At 63.5% G+C, this 22,872-nt stretch carries 20 protein-coding genes and 1 tRNA gene; 4 read left to right on the top strand and 17 right to left on the bottom strand.

Annotated features, from left to right (window positions below; translation table 11 throughout):
* Window positions 1-11 precede the first annotated feature (11 nt).
* The 6 genes from ptsP to thrS all read right to left on the bottom strand — a co-directional run bounded on the left by ptsP (window position 12) and on the right by thrS (window position 6,125).
* On the bottom strand, window positions 12-1,724 hold the full coding sequence (gene ptsP, locus CAL28_RS11000) for a phosphoenolpyruvate--protein phosphotransferase (RefSeq protein ID WP_254926274.1): 1,713 nt from the start codon (window positions 1,722-1,724) through the stop codon (window positions 12-14).
* 103 nt (window positions 1,725-1,827) lie between these two features.
* On the bottom strand, window positions 1,828-2,097 hold the full coding sequence (locus CAL28_RS10995) for an HPr family phosphocarrier protein (protein ID WP_094841420.1): 270 nt from the start codon (window positions 2,095-2,097) through the stop codon (window positions 1,828-1,830).
* Between the two features lie 71 nt (window positions 2,098-2,168).
* Window positions 2,169-2,567: a PTS sugar transporter subunit IIA gene (locus tag CAL28_RS10990; protein WP_094841419.1), complete on the bottom strand. Its 399-nt coding sequence runs from the start codon at window positions 2,565-2,567 to the stop codon at window positions 2,169-2,171.
* An 11-nt stretch (window positions 2,568-2,578) separates the two neighbouring features.
* Complete coding sequence (gene gshB / locus CAL28_RS10985) at window positions 2,579-3,538, bottom strand: glutathione synthase (protein WP_094841418.1); 960 nt, start codon at window positions 3,536-3,538, stop codon at window positions 2,579-2,581.
* Between the two features lie 68 nt (window positions 3,539-3,606).
* Window positions 3,607-4,155, bottom strand: a complete 549-nt coding sequence (gene infC / locus CAL28_RS10980) for a translation initiation factor IF-3 (protein ID WP_094841417.1) — start codon at window positions 4,153-4,155, stop codon at window positions 3,607-3,609.
* A gap of 20 nt (window positions 4,156-4,175) precedes the next feature.
* Window positions 4,176-6,125 (bottom strand): threonine--tRNA ligase, encoded by a 1,950-nt coding sequence (gene thrS, locus CAL28_RS10975; RefSeq protein ID WP_094841416.1) that lies wholly within the window; start codon window positions 6,123-6,125, stop codon window positions 4,176-4,178.
* Between the two features lie 586 nt (window positions 6,126-6,711).
* Here thrS and CAL28_RS10970 point away from each other — a divergent pair.
* The 3 genes from CAL28_RS10970 to CAL28_RS10960 all read left to right on the top strand — a co-directional run bounded on the left by CAL28_RS10970 (window position 6,712) and on the right by CAL28_RS10960 (window position 9,423).
* A complete protein-coding gene (locus CAL28_RS10970; RefSeq protein ID WP_094841415.1) occupies window positions 6,712-7,407 on the top strand; it encodes a response regulator transcription factor in 696 nt (231 codons plus the stop codon).
* Between the two features lie 120 nt (window positions 7,408-7,527).
* Window positions 7,528-9,069: an ATP-binding protein gene (locus CAL28_RS10965; protein WP_176463962.1), complete on the top strand. Its 1,542-nt coding sequence runs from the start codon at window positions 7,528-7,530 to the stop codon at window positions 9,067-9,069.
* A gap of 6 nt (window positions 9,070-9,075) precedes the next feature.
* Window positions 9,076-9,423, top strand: coding sequence for a hypothetical protein (locus CAL28_RS10960; RefSeq protein ID WP_094841413.1), 348 nt, complete (start codon window positions 9,076-9,078; stop codon window positions 9,421-9,423).
* A gap of 25 nt (window positions 9,424-9,448) precedes the next feature.
* Here the strand turns inward: CAL28_RS10960 and CAL28_RS10955 are convergent, their stop codons facing one another.
* A complete protein-coding gene (locus CAL28_RS10955; protein WP_094841412.1) occupies window positions 9,449-11,005 on the bottom strand; it encodes an EAL domain-containing protein in 1,557 nt (518 codons plus the stop codon).
* 167 nt (window positions 11,006-11,172) lie between these two features.
* A complete protein-coding gene (locus CAL28_RS29740; RefSeq protein ID WP_094841411.1) occupies window positions 11,173-11,328 on the bottom strand; it encodes a hypothetical protein in 156 nt (51 codons plus the stop codon).
* A 1,162-nt stretch (window positions 11,329-12,490) separates the two neighbouring features.
* On the opposite strand from CAL28_RS29740, the gene CAL28_RS10935 reads away from it, so the two are divergent.
* On the top strand, window positions 12,491-13,264 hold the full coding sequence (locus CAL28_RS10935; protein ID WP_094841408.1) for a DUF2569 family protein: 774 nt from the start codon (window positions 12,491-12,493) through the stop codon (window positions 13,262-13,264).
* A gap of 134 nt (window positions 13,265-13,398) precedes the next feature.
* Here CAL28_RS10935 and CAL28_RS10930 read toward each other — a convergent pair.
* From CAL28_RS10930 to leuC, 9 genes are all read right to left on the bottom strand, one after another.
* Window positions 13,399-13,475, bottom strand: a tRNA-Val gene (locus CAL28_RS10930).
* Between the two features lie 98 nt (window positions 13,476-13,573).
* Window positions 13,574-14,218: a glutathione S-transferase family protein gene (locus CAL28_RS10925; RefSeq protein ID WP_094841407.1), complete on the bottom strand. Its 645-nt coding sequence runs from the start codon at window positions 14,216-14,218 to the stop codon at window positions 13,574-13,576.
* Between the two features lie 168 nt (window positions 14,219-14,386).
* Window positions 14,387-15,208, bottom strand: a complete 822-nt coding sequence (locus CAL28_RS10920; protein WP_094841406.1) for a phosphoribosylanthranilate isomerase — start codon at window positions 15,206-15,208, stop codon at window positions 14,387-14,389.
* A gap of 49 nt (window positions 15,209-15,257) precedes the next feature.
* Window positions 15,258-16,052 (bottom strand): tRNA pseudouridine(38-40) synthase TruA, encoded by a 795-nt coding sequence (truA, locus tag CAL28_RS10915; RefSeq protein WP_094841405.1) that lies wholly within the window; start codon window positions 16,050-16,052, stop codon window positions 15,258-15,260.
* Window positions 16,053-16,055: 3 nt separating this feature from the next.
* Complete coding sequence (locus CAL28_RS10910; protein WP_094841404.1) at window positions 16,056-18,203, bottom strand: type IV pilus assembly protein FimV; 2,148 nt, start codon at window positions 18,201-18,203, stop codon at window positions 16,056-16,058.
* Window positions 18,204-18,336: 133 nt separating this feature from the next.
* On the bottom strand, window positions 18,337-19,467 hold the full coding sequence (gene asd, locus CAL28_RS10905) for an aspartate-semialdehyde dehydrogenase (protein ID WP_094841403.1): 1,131 nt from the start codon (window positions 19,465-19,467) through the stop codon (window positions 18,337-18,339).
* 168 nt (window positions 19,468-19,635) lie between these two features.
* Complete coding sequence (gene leuB, locus CAL28_RS10900) at window positions 19,636-20,715, bottom strand: 3-isopropylmalate dehydrogenase (protein WP_094841402.1); 1,080 nt, start codon at window positions 20,713-20,715, stop codon at window positions 19,636-19,638.
* Between the two features lie 37 nt (window positions 20,716-20,752).
* Window positions 20,753-21,403: a 3-isopropylmalate dehydratase small subunit gene (leuD, locus tag CAL28_RS10895; protein WP_094841401.1), complete on the bottom strand. Its 651-nt coding sequence runs from the start codon at window positions 21,401-21,403 to the stop codon at window positions 20,753-20,755.
* A gap of 5 nt (window positions 21,404-21,408) precedes the next feature.
* On the bottom strand, window positions 21,409-22,812 hold the full coding sequence (leuC, locus tag CAL28_RS10890) for a 3-isopropylmalate dehydratase large subunit (RefSeq protein ID WP_094841400.1): 1,404 nt from the start codon (window positions 22,810-22,812) through the stop codon (window positions 21,409-21,411).
* Window positions 22,813-22,872 lie beyond the last annotated feature (60 nt).

Here is a 22,872-nt window from a genome sequence, read left to right as displayed (position 1 = left end):
GGGTTTCGAGATCAGGGCTGAGGCTGATTGAGGGTTTCGAGATCCACCGGCAACGCGCGGTTCAGCACCGCGGCGACTTTCACGCGCAGCGCGTTCGAGTGCGCACGGCGGACTTCCCGCTTGACGTCCAGCAGCTGCTGGGAATGCATGGAGAACTCCGTCAAGCCCAGGCCGAGCAACAGCCTTGTCAGGTTGGCATCGCCCGCCATTTCGCCGCAGACGGCAACCGGCTTGCCGGCACGCTCGCCGGCGTTGATCGTATGCGCAACCAGCCGCAGCACGGCCGGATGCAGCGGGTCGTACAAGGATGCGACCTGCCCGTCGCCACGATCGATGGCCAGGGTGTATTGGATCAGGTCGTTCGTGCCGATGGACAGGAAGTCCAGGGCCTGGGCGAAGGGCTCGATGGCGATGGCGATCGCCGGCACCTCTACCATCGCGCCCAATTCGATATGGGACGCGTAGGGCTGGCCGCGGGCATCGAGCTCGCGCCGCGCCGCGTCCAGGGCCAGGCGGGTGGCCTCGACCTCGTGCATGTGCGCGATCATGGGAATGAGAACACGCACCGGCCCATGCGCGGAAGCCCGCAGGATGGCGCGCAACTGCGTGCTGAACATCTCGGGATGCGCCAGGCAATAGCGGATTGCGCGCAGGCCCAACGCCGGGTTGGTGGCGACCGTGGCTTCGTCGTCCAGGGTCTTGTCGGCCCCGATATCGAGCGTGCGTATCGTGACAGGCCGCCCGGCCATGACCCTCACCACGTAGGAATACGCCTCGTACTGCTCTTCTTCGCTGGGAAGGCCCGGGCGCCCCATGAACAGGAACTCGCTGCGAAACAGGCCGATGCCTTCGGCCCCCGCCGCCAGCGCCGCGGGCGCCTCGTCGGGCAGTTCGATATTGGCATGCAGGACGATGCCTATACCGTCCAGTGTGATGGCGGGCTCGTCGCGCAGCAGCGCCAGTTCCGCCCGTTCGCCGGCGTAGACGCGCTGCCGCTCGCGATATTCGTCCAGTATGGCCGGCGAAGGATTGACGATTACCGCGCCCGTCGCGCCGTCGACCACCAGCATGTCGCCATCGCGTACCAGTTCGCGAACGTTGCCCAGCGCCACGACGGCGGGCACGCCCATGCTGCGCGCCACGATAGCCGTGTGCGAGGTGGCACCGCCCAGGTCCGTGACGAAGGCCAGGAAACGGCCGCCGCGCAAGCGCAGCATATCGGCCGGCGAAATATCGTGCGCGACCACGACCAGCGGGTCGTCGCCGTCCAGCTCGTCGGGATCGCGGATGCCGGACGTGCCGGCCAGTACGTGCAGCGCCCGCTCGATGACCTGGCGGACGTCCGCGCCGCGTTCGCGCAGGTACTCGTCCTCCATGGCATCGAACTGCTCGCCCAACAACTGGCCTTGCATGGTCAGCGCCCATTCGGCGTTGTAGTGGCGCTCACGGATCAGCGCCAAGGCCTGCTCGGCCAACAGCGGATCGGCCAGCAGCAGCCGATGCACGTTGAGCATGGCCCCGAGCTCGCGCGGCGCGTCGTCCGGCAGCGTATCCGCCATCTGCTGCAGATCCGCCTGCGCCGCCGTCAGCGCCGCCGTCAGGCGTTCGCATTCCGCCTGCACATCTTCCGGCGCAATGCGATAGTGGGCCACTTCCAGGGCCGCCGCGCCCATGACCACCGCGCGGCCGATCGCGTAGCCGCGAGCCACACCCTGGCCGTACAGGCAGATAACGGTATTGGACTGGCCGGTATCGCCCCCATGCCTCGCGGCAGCCCGCCGGACCCGCGTCCGCGCGGGTTCGGGCAAGCTTTGCACGAGGATCGAGTTATTCGTGCTCACCGAATTTGCTGTCGAACAAGGATTCGATTTCCTTCAGCGCATGGTCTGCATCGGGACCCGACGCATCCAGCTTCACGGTCACACCCAGGCCCGCGGCCAGCATCATGACGCCCATGATGCTCTTCGCGTTCACGCGCTGAGCGCCTCGGGAAATATAGATATCGCTATTGAACTTGCTTGCCAGCTGGGTAAGCTTGGCCGCAGCGCGCGCATGCAGGCCGAGTTTATTGCTGATCGTGATTTCGGAAATAGGCATAGGGAAGTCGGGCGCGGAACCGCTGGCGATGGGCTGAAGATACCAGGTGACATGATAGGATAATTTTCCCCTCAGTCTACACGCAAGACTCCCTGTACTCCGCCTGCCAAGGCCTTTTCGCGGGTTTCGCTCAGCGGCAGGGTGCGATAGGTCAAGGCCCGCAGCAACATGGGGGTATTCAGCCCGGCCAGCACGGCGCACTGGACTCCTTGCGCCTGCGCCTCGATGACGGCCTGCTTGGCGATATTCGCCGGCGTCGCGCCGACCAGATCGGTCAGAACCAGAACCCCGTTGCCATCCTGGCCCAGACGCAGGATATCGGCCACCACGCCGGGGATCTTGGCTTCGGGCATATCGTCGGCCTGGATATCGTGGACAGCCACTTCCTTGACCTTGCCCATTACGTGGCTGGCACAATCCATCATCGCCGAACCGAGCGGCGTATGGACGACGATGACGATGCCGGTCATGGCGTTCGCGCTTACGCGGCGACGGCGCGTTCTAGCGCATCGACGAACATGCCCGGCACGTCGAAGCCGGTCTGCTCGGTGATTTCGACGAAACAGGTCGGGCTGGTGACATTGATTTCCGTCACGTAGTCGCCGATCACGTCCAATCCCACCAGCAACAGGCCGCGCGCGGCCAGATGAGGGCCGACCGCGTCCGCCAGTTGGCGATCGCGCTCGGACAGCGGTTGCGCCACCCCGCGGCCGCCAGCGGCCAGGTTGCCCCGCGTCTCGCCGGCCAGCGGGATGCGCGCGAGCGCATAAGGTACCGCCTCTCCGCCTATCAAAAGGATGCGCTTGTCGCCCTTGACGATGTCCGGGATATAACGCTGCGCCATGATCGTCCGCGTCCCGTCATCCGTCAGGGTTTCCAGGATCGCGTTCAGGTTGGGCTCTTCCTGGCGCAAGCGGAAAATGCCCGTGCCCCCCATGCCGTCCAGCGGCTTGACGATGACATCGCCATGCCGCGCATGAAAAACCTTGATGCGCCCCATGTCGCGCGTCACGAGCGTGGGCGCGGTGAATTCCGTGAACTCGGTGATCGCCAGCTTTTCCGGATGGTTGCGGATGGCGCCACCCTGGTTGAACACCTTGGCACCCTGCGTCTGCGCGTACTCCAGCATATGGGTCGCGTAGACGTATTCCATATCGAACGGCGGGTCCTTGCGCATCAGCACCGCGCCGAATGCCGAAAGCGGCTGTTCGACGGCCGCGCCGGCTTCACGCCACCAATCGTGTTTGTGCAGGTCGGCTTCGGCCACCAGCGAGATCGGCGTGGATCTGACCATCACCTGGCCCGCTTCGATGTACAGATCGCCTTGCAGTGCCACGCTGAGCGTATGGCCCCGAGCCGTCAGGGCCCGCATCATGGCAACGGAACTATCCTTGTACGCCTTCAGCAGCGGCAAGGGATCGATAATGAAGAGGACATGCATCGCGACACCCGGAACGTGCGCCGCCCTCCGTCAGGAGGGCGGCGAATTGACGACGGACTGGCTGGCCTTCAGGCGCCCGCCGCTTCCTTACCCTGCGTCGCTTTCTTGCGCGGCGCCAACACCATTATCATCTGGCGGCCTTCGAGTTTGGGCATGGATTCGACCATGGCCAATTCCGTCAGGTCGTCGCGCACTCGTTCAAGCACCCGCATACCCAGTTCCTGGTGCGCCATTTCGCGGCCACGGAAACGCAGCGTCACTTTGGCCTTGTCCCCTTCTTCGAGGAAGCGCCGCAGATTGCGCAGCTTGACCTGGTAGTCGCCTTCGTCGGTCGCCGGGCGGAATTTCACTTCCTTGACCTGGATGACCTTCTGCTTGGCACGCGCCTCCGCCTGGCGCTTCTGTTCCTGGTACTTGAACTTGCCGTAATCCATCAGGCGGCAGACCGGCGGCTCGGCATTGGGCGCGATTTCCACCAGATCGACGTCGGCTTGTTCGGCGAGACGGAATGCGTCGGGCGTTTTGACGATACCGAGCTGTTCTCCGTCCAGACCTATCAGACGCACCTCGGGAACACGAATTTCACCGTTGATGCGGTTGGCTTTTTCAGTGGCGATGTTGACGACTCCTAAAACGTTTACGAAACCTGCTCGGGGCGTCCGATATCGCGGCGTTGCGTGACTTCGTCCGTCAGGCGGGCGACAAAGTCGTCCAATCCGAGTGTACCCAGGTCCAGGCCCCCGCGCGCGCGGACGGCCACCGACCCGGCTTCCCGTTCTTTGTCACCCACGACAAGGATATACGGGACCTTTTGCAGGCTGTGCTCTCTAATTTTATAAGTGATTTTTTCCCCACGCAAATCGGATACGACTCTAAAGCCTTGTTTTTTCAGGGTTTGCGTGATTTGCGCCGCATAGTCCGCGGATGGCTCGGAAATACAGCACACCACGGCCTGCACGGGCGCCAGCCAGGCCGGCATCGCGCCCGCATGATTTTCGATCAGCATACCGATGAAACGCTCGAGCGAACCCAGGATCGCGCGGTGCAGCATGACCGGCGGGCGGCGCTGGTCATCCGCGTCGACGTATTCGGCTCCCAGTCGCACAGGCATGGAGAAATCCACCTGCAGCGTACCGCATTGCCAATGGCGGCCGATCGCGTCCTTCAGCGTGTACTCGATTTTGGGGCCATAGAAGGCACCCTCGCCCGGCGAGATCTCGAACTCGCAGCCGGTGCGCCTCAGGCTGTCCATCAAGGCCTGCTCAGCCGCATCCCAGGTCGCGTCGTCGCCAATGCGCTTTTCCGGACGGGTGGCAACCTTGTACAGCACGTGCTCGAAGCCGAAATCGCGATAGACCTTCTGCAGCAGGGCCGTGAAAGCCGCGCATTCGTCCTGCATCTGGTCTTCGGTGCAGAAGATGTGCCCGTCGTCCTGCGTAAAGCCGCGCACCCGCATCATGCCGTGCAGCGAACCCGACGGCTCGTTCCGATGGCACTGGCCGAATTCACCATAGCGCAGGGGCAGGTCGCGGTAGGAATGCAGCCCGGCATTGAAAATCTGCACGTGGCCGGGGCAATTCATCGGTTTCAAGCCATAGACACGGTTTTCGGACTCTGTCGTGAACATGTTTTCACGATAGTTGTCCCAGTGCCCGGTTTTCTTCCATAGGGAAAGATCGAGGATCTGCGGGGCCTTGACCTCGTCGTAGCCGTTGTCCCGATAGACCGCGCGCATGTACTGCTCTACCTGCTGCCACAGTTGCCAGCCCTTGGGATGCCAGAAGATCAGTCCCGGCGCCTCGTCCTGGAAATGGAACAGGTCGAGCTCGCGGCCCAGCTTGCGGTGGTCGCGCTTTTCCGCTTCCTCCAGCATGTGGAGATAGGCGTCCTGCTCTTCCTTGGTGGCCCAGGCCGTTCCGTAGATGCGCTGCAGCATCTCGTTCTTGCTGTCGCCGCGCCAGTAGGCGCCCGCCACCTTCATCAGCTTGAAGACTTTCAGCTTGCCCGTCGAGGGCACGTGCGGCCCGCGGCACAGGTCGATGAAATCGCCCTCGCGGTACAGGCTGATGGTCTCGTTGGACGGAATGGAGGCAATGATTTCGGCCTTGTACTTTTCGCCGATGCTATTGAAGAATGCGACGGCGTCGTCGCGCTTCCACTCCTCGCGCGTGACCGGCTCATCCTTTTTGGCCAGCTCGGCCATTTTCTTCTCGATGGCTTCGAGATCTTCGGGCGTAAACGGACGCTTGTACGAAAAGTCGTAATAGAAGCCGTTATCGATGACCGGGCCTATCGTGACCTGGGCGTCCGGAAAAAGGCTTTTGACGGCATAAGCCAGCAAGTGCGCCGTGGAATGCCGGATCAGGTCCAGGCCTTCGGCATCCTTGGCCGTGACGATCCCCAGGCGCGCATCGCGATCGATGCGAAAACTCGTGTCGACCAGGCGGGCGGGTTCGCCATCGACCGCCACCTTCCCGCCCAGGGCCGCGCGCGCCAGTCCGGCACCGATGGACTGGGCGACTTCCGCGACCGTGACAGGGCCCGGGAATTCGCGTCGGGAACCGTCGGGCAAGGTGATTTGTACCATCTGAGTTTTCCTGAAAGTAAAAAACGCGGCTTGCGGCCGCGTTTTTGGTGATTGTGCTTGCTGTTGCGATCCCGCCTGACGGGCGAAACACGAAACGGCGTTCAACGCGGTAACGGGCGATGACTCCAGGTCGCGGTTCGCGTCGGCGTTCGTGCTGCCGGGACGGGGTATTGCGCGTGCATGGCTATCCGGTTCGATACGTGGCGGGGCGATAAACCATGGCAACTTCGCATGGTATCCGGCATGTGGGCGGCAAAACATGTTCCGCCGAGACTATCCCGCCGTGGAATTTTCCGATTGTATCACTCTTCGGGATCAAAACCCCGTTACGCGTTACGGAGAGCGCACCTATACCGGCCATGAAAACGTCTGTATCCCCAATCCTCAGGCCGGTCTTATTTTCGTCCAAGGAATGGCTGATATGGGAATGCCCTCCATAAACTGCGTAACGACCCGCCGCCAGTGTCCCGCTTTTATCCACTGGCAAGCCGCCGCGCCGCGCCCGCGGCCGGCGCGCGCCCTGCAAGCAAGGAAATGCATGCCGCTCGCTCCCAGCCTTCCATCCCCACCTCCCGCCGCCTCGCAAATGCTGATATCCGGCGAACCCTCCGTGCGGCGATACCTGCTTACCTCCCGTCCGCGCCATCGGATCCGCGTATCCGTGCTGGACGACCATCCCGTCATTGCGCTGGGCATGGCTTCGTTCCTCCAGCACCAGGCCGATTTCGAGGTCGTCCATACCGAGACCTCCGCCGTAAGGTTTCTCGAAAGCCTCAAGAAAGTGCCCTGCGACGTCGTCATCGTCGATTTCTACCTACCCCGCCAGCCGTGGGAGGGCATTCATTTCATCAAGCGCATCCGGCGCCTGCATCCGGAACTGATCATCATCACGTTTTCCGCGGGCAAGATCATGGATACCGAATACGCGGCGTTCAAGGCCGGCGCCAACGGCTACGTACCGAAGGGCGAACGCCTGCCCTTCCTCGCGGACATGATCCGGCTGGCCGTCAACACGCCGCGGGCGTTCTACTCCTGCAGCGACGGCCACGTCCGCGACTGTCGTCCGAAGCGGCCGGAAGAACGGCTCACCAATGCGGAACTGGAAATCCTGCGCAATATCGCGCTGGGGCTCTCGGTCACGCAGATCGCGGCCAAGCTTCTGCGCAGCAAAAAGACCATCAGCACCCATAAGCGCCGGGCAATGAAAAAACTGGAGCTGGCCGACGATCTCGCGCTGGCGCTATACCTGAAAGAAAAATTCGAACAGTCGATCGGCGACTGAATCTTCCATGATGAACTTTCGCCAGTGATGCCGGATAGAAGCATCCCGATACTCCTGGCTGTGCTTGCCGTCCTGCTGACTCTCTTTTCCATAGGGATTTTGCTATGGAGTCAGCGGCGCATGCGCATCGTGCGGCATACCGCGGAAAAAGCCCGCGCCGAAGCCATTCTCGCCCGAGAACGCGCCGAAGCGGCGGACTCCGCCAAATCGGCCTTCCTGGCCACGGTCAGCCACGAGATCAGGACACCGATGAACGGCGTCATCGGTGTCCTGGATATTCTCCAGGATACGCAACTAAGCGCGGAGCAACAGCGCTATCTGGGTACCGCCATGCAGTCGGCGCGCCTGCTCCTGCGCGTCATCAACGACATTCTGGATTACGCCAAGATCGAATCGGGAGCCTTGCCACTTTGCAACGCTCCCTACGATTTCTACCGCGCCATGGAAAACATGGCCGAACTCTATCTGCCTCTGGCGCGCCGCAAGGGGCTGACCCTGACGGTAGCTGTCATGCCGCACTTCGACAGGCGGCTGTTCGGCGACGAAATCCGCATCAGCCAGGTTGTCGCAAACCTTCTCAGCAACGCCATTGCATTCACGGACCGCGGGGCCGTCACGCTATCGGCGCGGCGCCGGCTCGCCCGCAGCGGCGATGAAATCGAGATCATGGTTTGCGATACCGGCGCGGGCATGTCGGAAGAGTACCAGCGCCGGCTGTTCTCGCCCTTCCACCAGGAAGACACCTCCACGACAAGACGCCACGGCGGCACGGGACTGGGCTTGTCGATCGTCAAGCATCTGGTGGAACGCATGGGCGGCCTGATCGCCATACGCAGCCAACGCGGGGTAGGCACGTCCGCCTGCGTGCGCATACCCGCCCACTGGGACGCCCATGCCTTCACCTGGCCTTGCTACCCGGAACGCACAGCCAGCCTGCATATCGCCAATGCAGAGATGCTGCCCATGCTGCGCGCGTGGTGCCGCAAATCGCGCATCCGCACCCTGGCGCCCGACTCGCCCGCCGATATACGCATCCTGACCGACGGCGGCGACGGTTTCTGGGTAGCCACCGCCACGACGCGCTGCGGTCCCATGCATTCGGTTTATCCCTTCCTGCGCACCCTGGAAACGCTGTGGACACCGGTCCGCGATATCGCGCCGATCGATGGCAGCGTGGCCTTCCCACTCGATTCGCCCGCGATCAAGCCACCGCTGCCGTGCCGCGAGCCTTACGATGAAACGCGGCTGCCGGACGTTACGGCCGACGTACTGCTGGTTGAAGACAACGAAATCAATCGCGACATCACCCTCCGGCAGCTCGCCTTGCTGGGAATACATGCCAATTCGGCCGACGACGGCGAAGCCGGCCTTGCGGCGTGGCTGGCCAGGCGTCCAAAAGCCATGCTGGTGGATTGCCATATGCCCAGGCTGGATGGGTACGAACTGGCAAGACGCGTCCGCACGCATGAAATGATCCATGGCTGGCCACGCACGATCCTGATCGGATTCAGCGCCAACGCCACGCAATCGGACGCTCGCTCCTGCCTGGCCGCCGGCATGGACGACTACGTACCTAAACCCACCACGCGCGCCAAACTGCAGGACGCCCTGCGCCGCACGGGCTATCTGCCCGCCGTCGACACCACGCCACCGGACGAATAAGCACCCATGCCGCTGCAGCTTGACCTTCATACCTTGACAGAGCTCTACCCCTCTCCCGGAGAGCGCCGCCAATTTCTTCAGCGCGCGCTGGAGATTCTGCGAGAAGACCGCGCGGCGCTGCAATATGCTCTCGCCGGCCACGCTTGCGAACGAGCCGCCGAACTCGCTCATCGCCTCCAGGGGTCGGTGGCATTCCTGACCGGGGAGCCTGAACAGGCCGCTGCGATCCTGCGCCCCCTGGAACGCGCCATCAAGCAAGGATTGCCGCCGGATTCGCGCGATATCGAACTCGCCGCTCTCGATCATTTGACGACGCTCGAGTCCGCCATGGACCGCGCCACTCACCCGGATTAAGCGCCGCCGTCCCGTTCACCGCGGGCTACAAGCCCGCCAGTAGAGAGATCGCCGGAACGGGCGGCGAAAACAGGCCGCCTTGCGCCAGGGTGACGCCTTTCGCGCGCAGATACGCGGCCTGGGTTTCGGTTTCGATGCCTTCCCCGATCAGGGCCACGCCCAATCGGCCGCCCAGGGAGATGATCAGCTCCAGCACGGGCGCATTGACGGCATCGGTGTCGATCACCGACACGAAGCCCTTTGCGATCTTCAGATAATCGACCGTGATCTTCTCCAGACAAGCCAGCGAGCTGTGACCGGTACCGAAATCATCGATGGCAAACGCGACGCCGATGGCCCGCAAGGCGCGCATATTGCCCAACACCGCCGCCGTATCGGGAAAGCCCTTGCGCTCCGTCAGTTCGAATATCAGCCGGGGGCTGGCCACTTTGAAACCGTGCAGGAAACGCTCGACATCGCCCACGAGTTCGCGCCGGCAAAGATGTTCTGCATTAAGGTTGATGTTCAGGCAAAAGCCGGCCGGCAACGCCGCTGTCCCCAGGTCGCGCTGTATCAGGCAAAGCAGGTGGCGTGTCAGCCGCATGGCCAATGCGCTTTCGCCGACCAAAGGGTAGAACAATTCGGGTTGTACGGTCCCGTAGACGGGATGACGCCATCGGAGCAAGGCTTCGGCACCCACGCAGGCGCCAGTGGCCAGATCCACGATAGGTTGGTACAGCACGCAGAATTCACTGCGCCGCATGCCACGCCGAATCTCGGTTGCCATGGCGATGCGCCGCGTATTCAGGCGGTGCGCCAGATAGGCCAACAACGCGGACGCGATGGCCAGGAAGGGAACGTACTGCAGCCACAAGGCATGGTGATACGCAATGAGCCGGGCGCCGCTCAGCGTCGCTCTAGCCTCGATGGGATAGAGCGCGGATCGCCTGGTCACCGTGATGCCACCATCGTTCTGCTGGACCAAGGCCCCCCAGTCGTGTATCCCCGAGGCGTTCAGCGCATAGCCGGTACCTATACGCAGCTGGACGGCGTAATGCCCTTCCTGGTCGACGGCGGCAATCAGGTCATGCAGGTATTGACCGTCCACGCTGGCCAGCACGCCCCGTCCGTCGTCGATGCCCAGAAAAATGAATAAGGCCGCCCGGTTCGGGACCAGGGGCGTTCCTGGTACGGTGGAGATCGTCACGCCTGCCGGTAGCCTGGTCATGCCAGGTACGACTTGAGCAAGCGGCCTGTCCAGCGCGCCGCTGACCGATGAACAATAAAGCGTGTTCCGGTCTATGACCGCCAGGGTGCGGAAGTACGGGCGCAGCGAGCCTGCTTCCCGCAAGGTATCGAAGATGTCCTTGCAAGACTTGCCCGCCAGCGGGTCGATCTCGGAGGCAACATCGATGGCATGCGCGACGATATTTTCAGACTGGGAGATAACCAGGTTTTCGACAATGCGCAGCTGGTCCTGGGCACGCCGTTGGGCCTGATGGTGGATCACCGGTATCGCCAACAGGAACGGCAGCGCGACAGCCAGCAGCAGGTACACCATATGCCCCAGGGTAAAGCGCGCGCGCTGCGCCGAACGATGCACGGATAAGCCTCTCACTTCCGGACAGTGAAAAACGCCCGCGATATCGACCGCCGGAGCGGTTTATCGCGGGACGTAGACTTGGGATTCTGAACAGGGGGCCGCGCGTGCCGAAGGGTGGCTAACTAAAAAGCGGACCTATTCGCTATCCGGAAATGAGTGGCTGGCGTTCAGCAATTCCCTTTCTTCGCCTGCCCGGGCGGACAGAAACCACCGCCCCCGCCTCCACCGCCATGCGGATCGACGACCACGGCCCCGCTTGGGGTGTAGACGGCACAGGCGCTAAGCGTGGTGGCGACAAACAGCAAACCGATAAGCAGTTTCATGAAGATTGCGCTTTAGGGTTGAGAAGGACGCAGAGTTTAGGGTCGCGTTCCCACGTCAGCTGTTTTGGTTCGTAACGGCGGCATGCACCTTTTTTCGGCTTCACCAGTTGGGTGCCGGGCGGCCGGCACCCGGCGCGGTGCTATCTTGGTTAACCCAGTCCTGGATGTCCCTGACGAACCACGGGAGATTCAGTTTCTCGCCCTCGCCCGACTGGATCGTCAGCGGGGGCGCCCCGGGGACACTTTCCGCCTGGGGACTCGCCGGAGCCGGCACGCCCGAGTCCTGCGTGCCATAGCGCCTGGACGGCACATCGGCGCAGGAGGCTGTCGACACGCAAAACGCGGAGAGAAAAACCAGCGACAAGACAGATCGAAGGTGCTTCATGGTGGGACTTCCATATTGATAGGGGTTGCATACCGAGCGGGCCGGCGGTCTAGGCGAAGAGCATCAGACAGAACCAGCCAAGCCGCTTTTCAAACTCGCGCCAAACAGGCTTTCCTGACGGATTGTAGGCGTCACATCGGCATAGGCCAGCGGCACCGGCGACACCTGGGAGGATGGGCTTAACGGCTATGCCGGCAGAGTGAGAAACAGCCGGTGCGGGAACGCTGCCACGTCTCCAGAAAGAGGGGTAAACTTTTCACCTATATGTGACAAAACAAGTCTGAAGTTTCTAATTGAATCTACCTGCATACAAAGTGGGGCAAAAATGAAGAGGCCCCGATGAGGAGCGCAAGGATGAAGGTTCCAAGGTTTTGGGTGGCGTTATCGCTCGCGGTGTTCGCACAGGGTGCATTCGCGTCGGGGGGATATGGATCATTCGGCGGACGGACATACCCTCCGTCGGTTTATTCGACGCCAAGATCGTCCATGCCCAGCTATGGGAGCGGGTCGAACCCCTACTCGACCGGAGTCCAGGGATACAGCCGCAACAATGGCACGTACGTGGCGCCGCATCAGCGTTCCATGCCAGACAATTCGCTGAACAACAACTGGTCCACCAAGGGCAACACCAATCCCTATACGGGGACTCCCGGCACCAAGCGCGGAAACCCGTTCGGTTGGTAACCAAAGGGCCGGCGCCTTATCCGTGAGGTCCAAGTCGGCCAGCACAGAACCTTCAAACAACCTTAAACCGGATTAGCAAGGAGGGGAGCAATCGTGGACGCGAAGGAAGGAATACGGCGGATCGTTAAGACCCTGTCCGCAGTCGCATGGGTTTGCTTGGCGCTGGGGATTTTGAGCGGACTTGCGAGTCGCAGCGATGGCTGGCCCGTTTTCTTTTTCGGCGCCATCGCGTTTATGGTTCTTCAGGGGATAGCCTGGATAACAGCCGGCTTCGCCAGCAATAACGGCGAACGCGATGGTCTGATCCGGCCGCGTGATCTGATGTTCTGGCGCAGGACGGGACCCGCATCCGGAGCCAACACAGGCCCGATTGGCGTCGGTGGATGGTTGTACTTTCCGATTTTTGCGTTGTTTGTAGGACCGTTCATCTCCATGGGAGAACTTATGAGCGGCTTTGCGCAGACCGAAGCGCAGTATCCGGCGATACGTGGGATCAGCGCTTGGTCCAACTACAAGATGACATGTTGGGCGATAGTCATCGCATCCGCGTTCATCGGCATCCGCGCGGGCCGTTTACTTTGGGTCAAACACAGGCCCGAATCGGTCCATGCCGCCATCATTGCGTTTTGGGTCCTCGGTCCCATCGGGATCGCAGCCATCATCGTCGCCCAGTTGATCTTTCTCAAAGTGACCTTGTTCCAGATCTTCGATGCACGGACACTCGGCTCCACGGTCGGCGCCTCTCTCGGAAGTCTGTTCTGGGTCGCCTACTTGAAATGGTCAAGGCGCGTCCGGAACACGTACTTTCATCAGTTATATTCCGCGCCTTCGCCGGCACCGGTAGAACGCGAGGAACCGACCCTATAGCACTGCCGTAGCCGCCCATATCCAGCCCAGTGGCTTGGGCGATTTGGACGCAAAAAAACCCGCGAGTTCAAGGCTTACGCGGGTTTTCTGGGAGTGCTTTCCAAGCAGCGCTTGGCGCTGCTTGGTGTATTCGGTGGTAGGCGGTATTGGAATCGAACCAACGACCTCTACGATGTCAACGTAGCGCTCTAACCAGCTGAGCTAACCGCCTGCAAAGAAAAAAATTATATAGGGAATTTATAAGGTGAGTCAAATCGCGAAGAAGGCGCAGCATGCGATCGGAGTCCGATGGGAAAGCGCCATCGCGGGTCATGGTCGTGCCGCCAATTCTTCATACGACACCATCACGTGTTCCCGGTACGCCGGCCGCTCGTTCAGTCCATCGTAGTAGCGACGCAGGGCAGGCCGATCGGACCGGGAAATGTCCACGCTGAAGTAGCGATACAGGATATGGCCCAGTTGGATGTCGGCCGGCGTGAAGGCATCGCCCGCCAGGAAGGGATGCGAGGCCAGGCGCTGTTCGGCGATATCGAGCTTGCAGCCCAGCACATCCAAAGCCTGTGCAAGCAGGGCCGGATTCCGGTCTTGCGGCGCGGTGCGTACGACATGCCAGAACACTGGGCCCGTGAAGTTGAGCGCGATATTCAGTTTGGCCCATTCCGCCCATTTGTCGACGTTCGTACGGGTAATCAGATCGCGCGGCCAGAAGCTGTCCGCGCCATACCGTGTCGCCAGGTAGCGGAGGATCGCGCCGGTCTCCCAAATCGGGTCGCCATCGCCGTCCCGCAACACCGGTACGGTGCCGTTGGGATTCATTTGCAGAAAGGCCGGCGTATCGTTGCCGCCATAGCGATGGCCAACGTCATGACGGCGATAGGGCAACCCCAGCTCACCGATACACCACATCAGCGCCTGGACGTTGGACGATGTCCGGCGGCCCCAGACAGTCAGCATGGACGTTAGCCTCCGATAGTCAACACGACGGGCCCTCTCCGTGGATCGGGCAATCCGGATTCCCCTCGCCGGTGCGACGCCGTAGCCTATGTGCCGGTCGGCGTCATCGTAGTCGAACTTCTCGGCCCATGCGCCGGCCGCTGTTGTCGCAGCCAGACCTCGTAGAGCCTATGCGCCCGTCGGTGTCGTGACGGGAGACATCCGGACACCCGCGGCATCGTCCAGGTCTTTGGCGACTTCGGCGTCGGCACGCTGCACCGCCTGCAGGAAGGCGCGAATACGCGCGGCGGATTTGATGCCGGGCGCATCCTCGACGCCGCTACTGACGTCCACGGCGTAAGGACGTAGCGCCGCGACGGCGGGCTGGACATTATCGGGTGACAGGCCACCGGACAGGATCAGCGGCGCACCTTGGCTATCGGCCCGCACGTCTTGCAGCAAGGCGTGCTCGAAGGACAGGCCGCTGCCGCCGTAGCCGGCGGAATAGCTGTCGAACAGCCATCCCGCGGCGCCACGATAGGCTGCACAGGTCCGCGCCAGCTGCCCCGCCGTGTCGGCGCCGGGCCCGCCTACGCGAAAGGCCTTCATATAGCGGCGACCATAACGCTGGCAGGCATCCGGGGTTTCATCGCCATGAAACTGGAGCAGGTCGGGGCCGACGACCTCGATCACTTGTTTTACCGCGTCGTCGTCCGCGTTGACGAAAAGCGCGACCACGTCGACAAACGCCGGCACTGCGCGCCGCAGCCGCGCCGCGAGCTCCAGGGAGACGTAGCGCTTGCTCTTGGGATAAAAAATCAGGCCGACCGCATCGGCACCCGCCTCTACGGCGGCGGCGATGTCTTCAGGGCGGGTCATGCCGCAGATTTTGACGCGTGTACGCATGATGCAAATGGAAATGGCGCGGGTTGACTGCGCGTGGCAAGCAGACAGTTTAGCGCCTTGAGCCGCCAAGTTGCATCGCCACTGAGTCGAATCGCCGAGCTGCATCGAGACTGCGTTGCATGCCCACCGAACCGCATTGCCGCCAAGGTCGCGCTCAGGCGAACGGTGCAAGCAGATGTCTTCGCCCGTCCAGGTCGTCCAGGCCGAATTCGGGCGCGTAGTCGATGGCGGACAAGTAAAGGCCGTCCGGCATGAAGGTCGGGGCCCCTTGCGTGCGGTCGCGCGCCGCCAACAGGTCGCTCATCCATGATGCCGGCCGCCTGCCCTGCCCGACCTGCAGCAGCGCGCCCATGATGTTGCGTACCATGTGGTGCAGGAAAGCGTTGGCACGCAAGGTGAACACCAGGAAGCGTCCCTGCGCCGCGATATCGAGCTGCTGCAGTGTGCGTACCGGATGCCGTGCCTGGCATTGGGAAGAGCGGAAACTGCTGAAGTCGTGCTCGCCGACGAGCGCGGCGGCGGCGGCGCGCATGGCGTCCAGGTCCAACGGCTGGAAGCACCAGCCCGCGCGGCCCGCCCATAGCGCGGAGCGGACGCGATCGTTCCACAACAGATAGGTATAGGTGCGGGCGGCCGCCGAAAAGCGCGCGTGGAAGGTATCGGGCACAGGCTGTGCCCAGCGCACGGCGATACTGGGCGGCAATAGCGCGTTCAGGCCCCGCACCCAGGACTCGGCACGGCGCTGGACATCGCTGTCCAGATGGATGACCTGCATGGCGGCGTGCACGCCGGTGTCGGTGCGGCCCGCGCAAACGGTGCCGACCGGCGTGGCAAGAAATTGCCGCAGGGCGGATTCCAGGGTGTCCTGTACGGTCTGGCGATGCGGCTGTGTCTGCCAGCCCTGCCAGACCGATCCATCGTATGCCAGGCCCAGGGCCAGACGGGGCATCGTTCAGGTCCGCACAGGGCCAGGCCGGGGCCGATCGCCTTCGGCATGCGGCTCGTCCAGGTCCAGATTGATGCCGTCCAGACGCCGGTCGATGGCGTCTGGGTCGATCTCCGACATATAAAGTTCGTCGTCGAGGTCGTCCTGGTCCTCATCCCGCCGCACGGCCGCGCGGCGCAGCAGCCAGGCAATGACGAATGCGATGACGGCGAGCACGGCCGTCAGGATAATCAGCAGATTATCCGACAGCCAGGAAGGCAGGCCGGAGCCTGTATCCTGCATCTTGCCGTTGGCGCCCGCTTCGTCCACCGGGGCCTTGCCGGCGGCGGACGTGATGGCGGAACCGCCTGCTGCGGCGGCATCCGATTGACCTCGACCGGTTGCGCCGGAAGGCGACGCCGCGCTGCCGCCGCCCGCCGGGGAAATGCCGGTACCGCCTGCGCCGTTGCCGCCCGTCTGGGCGGAAGCTCCGCCCGCGGCGGACGCGGACGAGCCGGGCGTTCCACTGGTACCCGTCGTCCCGCCCAGCGTAGATGCGTCGCCAGCGATACCAGACTTCGTCGACGCGCTGCCGGACGCACCGCCGCCGGGTTGGGCTGCACCTGCGGCCGATGCCGCGCCACCGGTCTGGGCCGCATTGCCAGCCTGGGCGGCATCGCCCGACTGAGCCGCGCCACCTGCCTGAGCTGCACCACCCGCTTGAGCTGCGCCACCTGCTTGAGCTGCGCCACCCGCTTGAGCTGCGCCACCCGCTTGAGCTGCGCCACCCGCTTGAGCTGCGCCACCCGCTTGAGCTGCGCCACCCGCTTGAGCTGCGCCACCCGCTTGAGCTGCGCCACCTGCCTGAGTCGCGCCACCTGCCTGAGTCGCGCCACCCGCTTGAGTCGCGCTGCCTGCCTGGCCTGCGCCACCCGGCTGCGTCGCGGCGCCGCCGGAGCGTTCAGCACCGGCTGCTTGCTGGGCTGCTCCCGATCGGGTCGCGGCGCGTCCATCATTCCCGGTGCCGGGGGACGCCGTACCCGCCGCGCCACCCAGGCCGGGCAACGCCAATCCGCCACCCTGGTTGCCGGCGCCGGCCGAGGCACCGGCGCCCTGCGCGGAGCCGCCCTTGCCCTGTTCGGCTGTGCGGGCGGTCAGCGCATCGTTCAGGTCCTTGACGTTGCGTTCCAATTGATCGACCCGCTGCTGGGCGTCCTCGGTGGCCTTGGCCATCGAGGTCTGGGCATCGGCTTGCGCCTGTGCCTGGGCCTCTGGTCCGCCCTGACCCGTTCCGCTGGACAGGCGCAGCCGGTCCAGCGGCGGGGTTTCGGGCGTGACGGTCGACTGCGGGCCGCTGACCTGGCCCGAGGTCGTGGACCCACCCGATGCCGGAGCGCCCCGTGCCGCCGCGCCGGCCAGGCTGGCGCGATAGCGGGCGTAGGCCTCTTGCTGCTGGAGGAAGATACGACGCGCCTCGGCGGGATCGATGGCGCGCACCGTCGCGGCGTCGGGCACGACCAGCGTCGCGCCCGCCTTCACGAGGTTCATATTGTTCTGGATGAAGGCGTTCGGATTGGCGCGCCACAGCGCGACCAGCATCTGGTAGAGCGTCGCGTTGGCCACGGCATTGCTTTGCGCGATGCCGTACAGCGTGTCGCCCGGCCGCACCTTCACCGCGCCGGTGCCCCGCGCGGCCCGCGGGCTACTGCCGACCTGCGCCTGCGACACCAAACCAGGGAAGCCACCGGCGCTCTGCATCACGCTGACCTGGACCAGTCGCTGGCCTTCGCTCGTAGTCAGATTCAGCAGCAGATCCACCACCGGACTCTTGGCGGCTTCGGGCGAGGAAATGCGCACGAACCTGCGTGCCGGCGTACTGCCGCCTTCCAGGCGCAGGGTAATGCTGGATAAGGGTACGGGAGGCGTCACGCCTGCGGCCTGCCAGGCCGCAGGATCCGCCAGCGACACCATCAGCGTTCGCTGTTCGTCCGGGGTGAGTTCAGCGATGCCGACCAGGACCTGCAAGGGCGCATCCGCCGCCGAAACGATACGGCTGTGCGCGAGCTGAAGCGCATAGGCGGGGGCGCTGACCGCGCCCCCCAACGTGAGTGCGACCGCAAGGCGCGTTGCGTATCGGCTCGAAATGGACGAAGGGCGCAGCGAGCGTAGCGTCATAAGCCTGTTTTCCGCAAAAGCGGGCAGTGCCGCGATTAAAAGTGTAACTTACCTACGGGTTTCCCGAAACGACAAGGGCACCGTGGGTGCCCTTGATGGCCGCACGCCGCCGGCGGCGCGGCGGCTCGCGCGGTCAGGCCTCGGCAAGAGCGATGCGCAACATGCGGCGCAGCGGTTCCGCGGCACCCCAAAGCAGTTGGTCACCGACGGTGAAGGCGCCCAGGTACTCGGACCCCATGGAAAGCTTGCGCAAGCGTCCCACCGGAATATCCAGGGTCCCCGTGACGGCGACCGGCGTCAGGGCCTCGACGGTGGCTTCCTTGGTATTCGGCACGACCTTGGCCCATTGGGTCCCGCTGGCGATGATGTCGTTGATTTCATCCAGGGGCACGTCGCGCTTGAGCTTGATCGTCAGGGCCTGGCTGTGGCAGCGCATCGCGCCGATGCGCACGCACAGTCCGTCCACCGGCGTGGCGGGCGTACCGAAGCCTTCGCCGCGACCGAGGATCTTGTTGGTTTCCGCCTCGCCTTTCCATTCCTCGCGGGAAACGCCATTGCCCAGGTCCTTGTCGATCCAGGGAATGAGGTTGCCCGCCAGCGGCACGCCGAAATGCTCGCGTGGCAGGCTCGCGTCCTTTTGCTTGCCCAGCACGCCGCGATCGATGTCCAGGATGGCCGAGGCAGGATCGTCCAGCAAGGACTTGACCGACTGATTCAAAACCCCGAACTGCGTCAGCAGTTCGCGCATGTGCTGCGCGCCGCCGCCGGACGCCGCCTGGTACGTCATGGACGTCATCCACTCGACCAGATCGTTATTGAACAATCCGGCCAGGCCCATGAGCATGCAGCTGACCGTGCAATTGCCGCCGATGTAGTTGCGCACGCCGCGCTTGAGCGCCGCATCGATGACCGGACGGTTGACCGGATCCAGCACGATGATGGCATCGTCTGCCATGCGCAGGGTGCTGGCCGCGTCGATCCACAGGCCGGTCCAGCCCGCGCCGCGCAGTTTCGGGTAGACGGCGCTGGTGTAGTCGCCGCCTTGGGCCGTCACGATAATGGGCAGTTTTTTCAGCGCATCGATATCGTAGGCATCCTGCAGGGCACCCGCGCCTTCGGCCCATTTGGGAGCCGCCGCGCCGGCGTTGCTAGTCGAGAAGAAGACCGGCTCGAACAGCGCGAAATCGTTTTCTTCGCGCATGCGTTGCATCAGTACCGATCCGACCATGCCACGCCAACCGACGAGGCCCACTGCATTGCTCATTTCGTACGCTCTTGATGTCAGGAATAAACAGAGAAAAAGGAGAAAGCAGCCAAAAGCGTCCGAAAATGCACTTTTGGCTGGACAAAAACGACAATTTATCAGAAAGCACGCCCTCGCCTCCCTTTTGGGGGGAGGACGAGGGCGTCCCCGATACGGAATGACGGCTATTTACGACGCCAGCGCCTTCAACACCGCATCGCCCATTTCGGCCGTTCCGACCTTGGTCGTGCCGGCTTCGTGGATGTCGGCGGTGCGCAGGCCCTGCGCCAGCACCGCGCGCACGGCGGTTTCGATGCGATCGGCCTGCGCCGGCAGATCCAGCGAATAGCGCAACATCATCGCCGCGGACAGGATGGTCGCCAGGGGATTGGCGATGCCCTTGCCGGCAATGTCCGGCGCCGAACCGTGGCTGGGTTCGTACAGGCCCTGGCCGCTGGCGTTCAGCGACGCCGATGGCAACATGCCGATCGACCCGGTCAGCATGGCAGCCTCGTCGGACAGGATGTCGCCGAACAGATTCCCGGTGACGATGACATCGAAATCGCGGGGTGCCCGCACCAATTGCATGGCGGCGTTGTCGACGTACATATGGGACAGCGCGACGTCGGGATACTCGCGCGCCACCTCCGTGACGATCTCGCGCCAGAATTGCGAGGTCTCCAGCACGTTGGCTTTATCCACGCTGCACAGCTTGCGATTGCGCTTGCGCGCGGCCTCGAAGCCGATGCGCGCGATGCGGCGGACTTCCGGCTCGCTGTAGCGCATGGTGTCGTAGCCTTCGCGTTCGCCGGCGAAATTGCCGTCCGGCGCGCTGCGCACGCCGCGCGGGCTGCCGAAATAGATATCGCCCGTCAGCTCGCGCACGATCAGGATATCCAGGCCGGACACAACCTCGGGCTTCAGCGAGGACGCGTTGGCCAGTTCGGGATACAGAATGGCCGGTCGCAGGTTGGCGAACAGGGCGAGCGACTTGCGCAGGCCCAGGATGGCCTGTTCGGGCCGGAATTCGCGCGGCAAGCTGTCGTACTTCCAGTCGCCGACGGCACCGAAGAGGACGGCGCGCGCCGACTGCGCCAGCTGCAACGTGGCGGGTGGCAGCGGGTGTTCGAACTTATCGAAGGCGGCGCCGCCGACGGCCGCTTGTTCCACGGCCAGATCCAGTTTGAGCGCGCCCAGGACGCGCAATGCCTGCTCGACGATTTCAGGGCCGATGCCATCGCCGGGAAGGACCGCAATTTTGTGTGTCATCAATGCATCCAAAAAAATTCGATACGGCTCGCCGGCCTTACACCAACGTCCGGGCTTGCAGCCAGGGATGGCGGGCGAGGCGCTCGGCCTCGAACGCGCGGATCTTGTCGGACTGCCGCAAGGTCAGCGCAATGTCGTCGTAGCCATTGACCAGGCAATACTTGCGGAACTGTTCGATCTCGAAGGGAATGCCGCGGCCTTCCGGCGTCAGCACGACCTGCTGTTCCAGGTCGATCCGCAGCTTGTAGCCGGGAAACGCCCTGACTTCATCGAACAGGCGCGCGACGTCCAGTTCCGACAGGACGATCGGCAGCAAGCCGTTCTTGAAGCTGTTGTTGAAGAAAATGTCGGCGTACGAGGGCGCGATGATGGCGCGAAAGCCATACTGCTGCAGGGCCCACGGCGCGTGTTCGCGGCTGGAGCCACAGCCGAAATTCTTGCGTCCCAACAGGATCGAGGCGCCCTGGTAGCGCGGCTGGTTCAGTACGAAATCCGGATTCAGCGGGCGCTTGCTGTTGTCCATCCCGGGTTCGCCGTGATCCAGGTAGCGGACCTCGTCGAACAGATTGGGGCCGAAGCCCGATCGCTTGATGGACTTCAGGAATTGCTTGGGGATGATCAGGTCGGTGTCGACGTTTTCGCGGTCGAGCGGGGCCACCAGGCCCTCATGGTGCGTGAATGCTTGCATGATCTTTAGCGGAAATTCCTGACGTCAACGAAATGGCCGGCGATCGCCGCCGCGGCCGCCATGGCGGGGCTGACCAAATGCGTGCGGCCACCCTGCCCCTGCCTGCCTTCGAAATTGCGGTTGGAGGTGGACGCGCAACGCTCGCCGGGCTCCAGCCGGTCGGCATTCATCGCCAGACACATCGAACAGCCTGGCTCGCGCCACTCGAACCCCGCTTCGCGGAAGATTTTGTCCAGTCCCTCGCGCTCGGCCTGCTGCTTGACCAGGCCGGAGCCCGGCACCACCATCGCCTGCTTGACGTTGGAAGCCACGCGCTTGCCGCGCGCAACCGCCGCGGCCGCGCGCAGATCCTCGATGCGCGAATTCGTGCACGAGCCGATGAAGACGCGGTCGACGCGGATATCGGTGATCGGCGTGTTGGGCTTCAGCCCCATGTAGTCCAGGGCACGCTCCATGCCGCTGCGGCGCACGTCGTCTTTCTCACGGTCCGGATCCGGCACGCGGCTATCGACGGACAACACCATTTCAGGCGACGTGCCCCAGGTCACCTGGGGCTTGATCTGCCGCGCGTCGATTTCGACCACACGGTCGAACTTCGCGCCCGGATCGGAATGCAGGGTGCGCCAGTACTGCACGGCCTGGTCCCACAGCGGACCGACCGGCGCGAAAGGACGCCCGCGGAAGTATTCGATGGTCTTGTCGTCGACCGCGACCATGCCCGATCGCGCGCCGGCCTCGATGGCCATATTGCACACCGTCATGCGCCCTTCGACCGACAGCGAGCGCATCGTCGAACCGCCGAACTCGATGGCATGGCCGGTACCGCCGGCCGTACCGATGACCCCGATGATATGCAGGACCAGATCCTTGGCGGTACAGCCGAACGGCAGGTCGCCTTCCACCTTGATCAGCATGCTCTTGCTTTTCTTCATCAGCAGCGTCTGCGTGGCCAGTACGTGCTCCACTTCGGACGTGCCGATGCCGAAAGCCAGCGCGCCCACGGCGCCGTGGGTGCTGGTGTGCGAGTCGCCGCAGACGACCGTCATGCCCGGCAGCGTCGCGCCCTGCTCGGGTCCGATGACGTGAACGATGCCCTGGCGCAGATCGTTCATCTTGAATTCGATAACGCCGTACTTGGCGCAGTTATCGTCCAGCGTATCGACCTGCAGGCGCGAGACGGGGTCGCTGATGCCCTGGGCACGGTTGATGGTCGGCACGTTATGGTCGGCCACGGCCAGGTTGGCATCGAGGCGCCACGGCTTGCGGTCCGCGAGCGTCAGGCCTTCGAAGGCCTGGGGGCTCGTGACTTCGTGCAGCAGGTGCCGGTCGATATAGAGCAAACAGGTGCCGTCGGATTCCTGGTGGACGACGTGCGCGTCCCACAGTTTGTCGTAAAGGGTTTGGGCCATGAAAACTCACCTAACAGGGAAACAGCCAGACAGCGCCTGATGCAACGTCCGACCGGAATC

Origin of the sequence: Bordetella genomosp. 11, assembly GCF_002261215.1 — a bacterium.
GTDB lineage: Bacteria > Pseudomonadota > Gammaproteobacteria > Burkholderiales > Burkholderiaceae_B > Bordetella_C.
Note: the sequence above shows the minus strand (reverse complement) of the source record. Positions and strands in the feature narration are given on the sequence as shown.

Coding starts and splice junctions, on each gene's coding strand:
- CAL28_RS10995 (WP_094841420.1), bottom strand. CDS start 2,097: ATGCCTATTTCCGAAATCACGATCAGCAATAAACTCGGCCTGCATGCG.
- leuB (WP_094841402.1), bottom strand. CDS start 20,715: ATGACACACAAAATTGCGGTCCTTCCCGGCGATGGCATCGGCCCTGAA.
- leuD (WP_094841401.1), bottom strand. CDS start 21,403: ATGCAAGCATTCACGCACCATGAGGGCCTGGTGGCCCCGCTCGACCGC.
- leuC (WP_094841400.1), bottom strand. CDS start 22,812: ATGGCCCAAACCCTTTACGACAAACTGTGGGACGCGCACGTCGTCCAC.
- thrS (WP_094841416.1), bottom strand. CDS start 6,125: ATGGTACAAATCACCTTGCCCGACGGTTCCCGACGCGAATTCCCGGGC.
- CAL28_RS10960 (WP_094841413.1), top strand. CDS start 9,076: ATGCCGCTGCAGCTTGACCTTCATACCTTGACAGAGCTCTACCCCTCT.
- CAL28_RS10925 (WP_094841407.1), bottom strand. CDS start 14,218: ATGCTGACTGTCTGGGGCCGCCGGACATCGTCCAACGTCCAGGCGCTG.
- CAL28_RS10965 (WP_176463962.1), top strand. CDS start 7,528: ATGCGCATCGTGCGGCATACCGCGGAAAAAGCCCGCGCCGAAGCCATT.
- CAL28_RS10920 (WP_094841406.1), bottom strand. CDS start 15,208: ATGCAGCTCGGCGATTCGACTCAGTGGCGATGCAACTTGGCGGCTCAA.
- asd (WP_094841403.1), bottom strand. CDS start 19,467: ATGAGCAATGCAGTGGGCCTCGTCGGTTGGCGTGGCATGGTCGGATCG.
- CAL28_RS10990 (WP_094841419.1), bottom strand. CDS start 2,567: ATGACCGGCATCGTCATCGTCGTCCATACGCCGCTCGGTTCGGCGATG.
- gshB (WP_094841418.1), bottom strand. CDS start 3,538: ATGCATGTCCTCTTCATTATCGATCCCTTGCCGCTGCTGAAGGCGTAC.
- CAL28_RS10910 (WP_094841404.1), bottom strand. CDS start 18,203: ATGACGCTACGCTCGCTGCGCCCTTCGTCCATTTCGAGCCGATACGCA.
- CAL28_RS10970 (WP_094841415.1), top strand. CDS start 6,712: ATGCTGATATCCGGCGAACCCTCCGTGCGGCGATACCTGCTTACCTCC.
- CAL28_RS29740 (WP_094841411.1), bottom strand. CDS start 11,328: ATGAAACTGCTTATCGGTTTGCTGTTTGTCGCCACCACGCTTAGCGCC.
- truA (WP_094841405.1), bottom strand. CDS start 16,052: ATGCCCCGTCTGGCCCTGGGCCTGGCATACGATGGATCGGTCTGGCAG.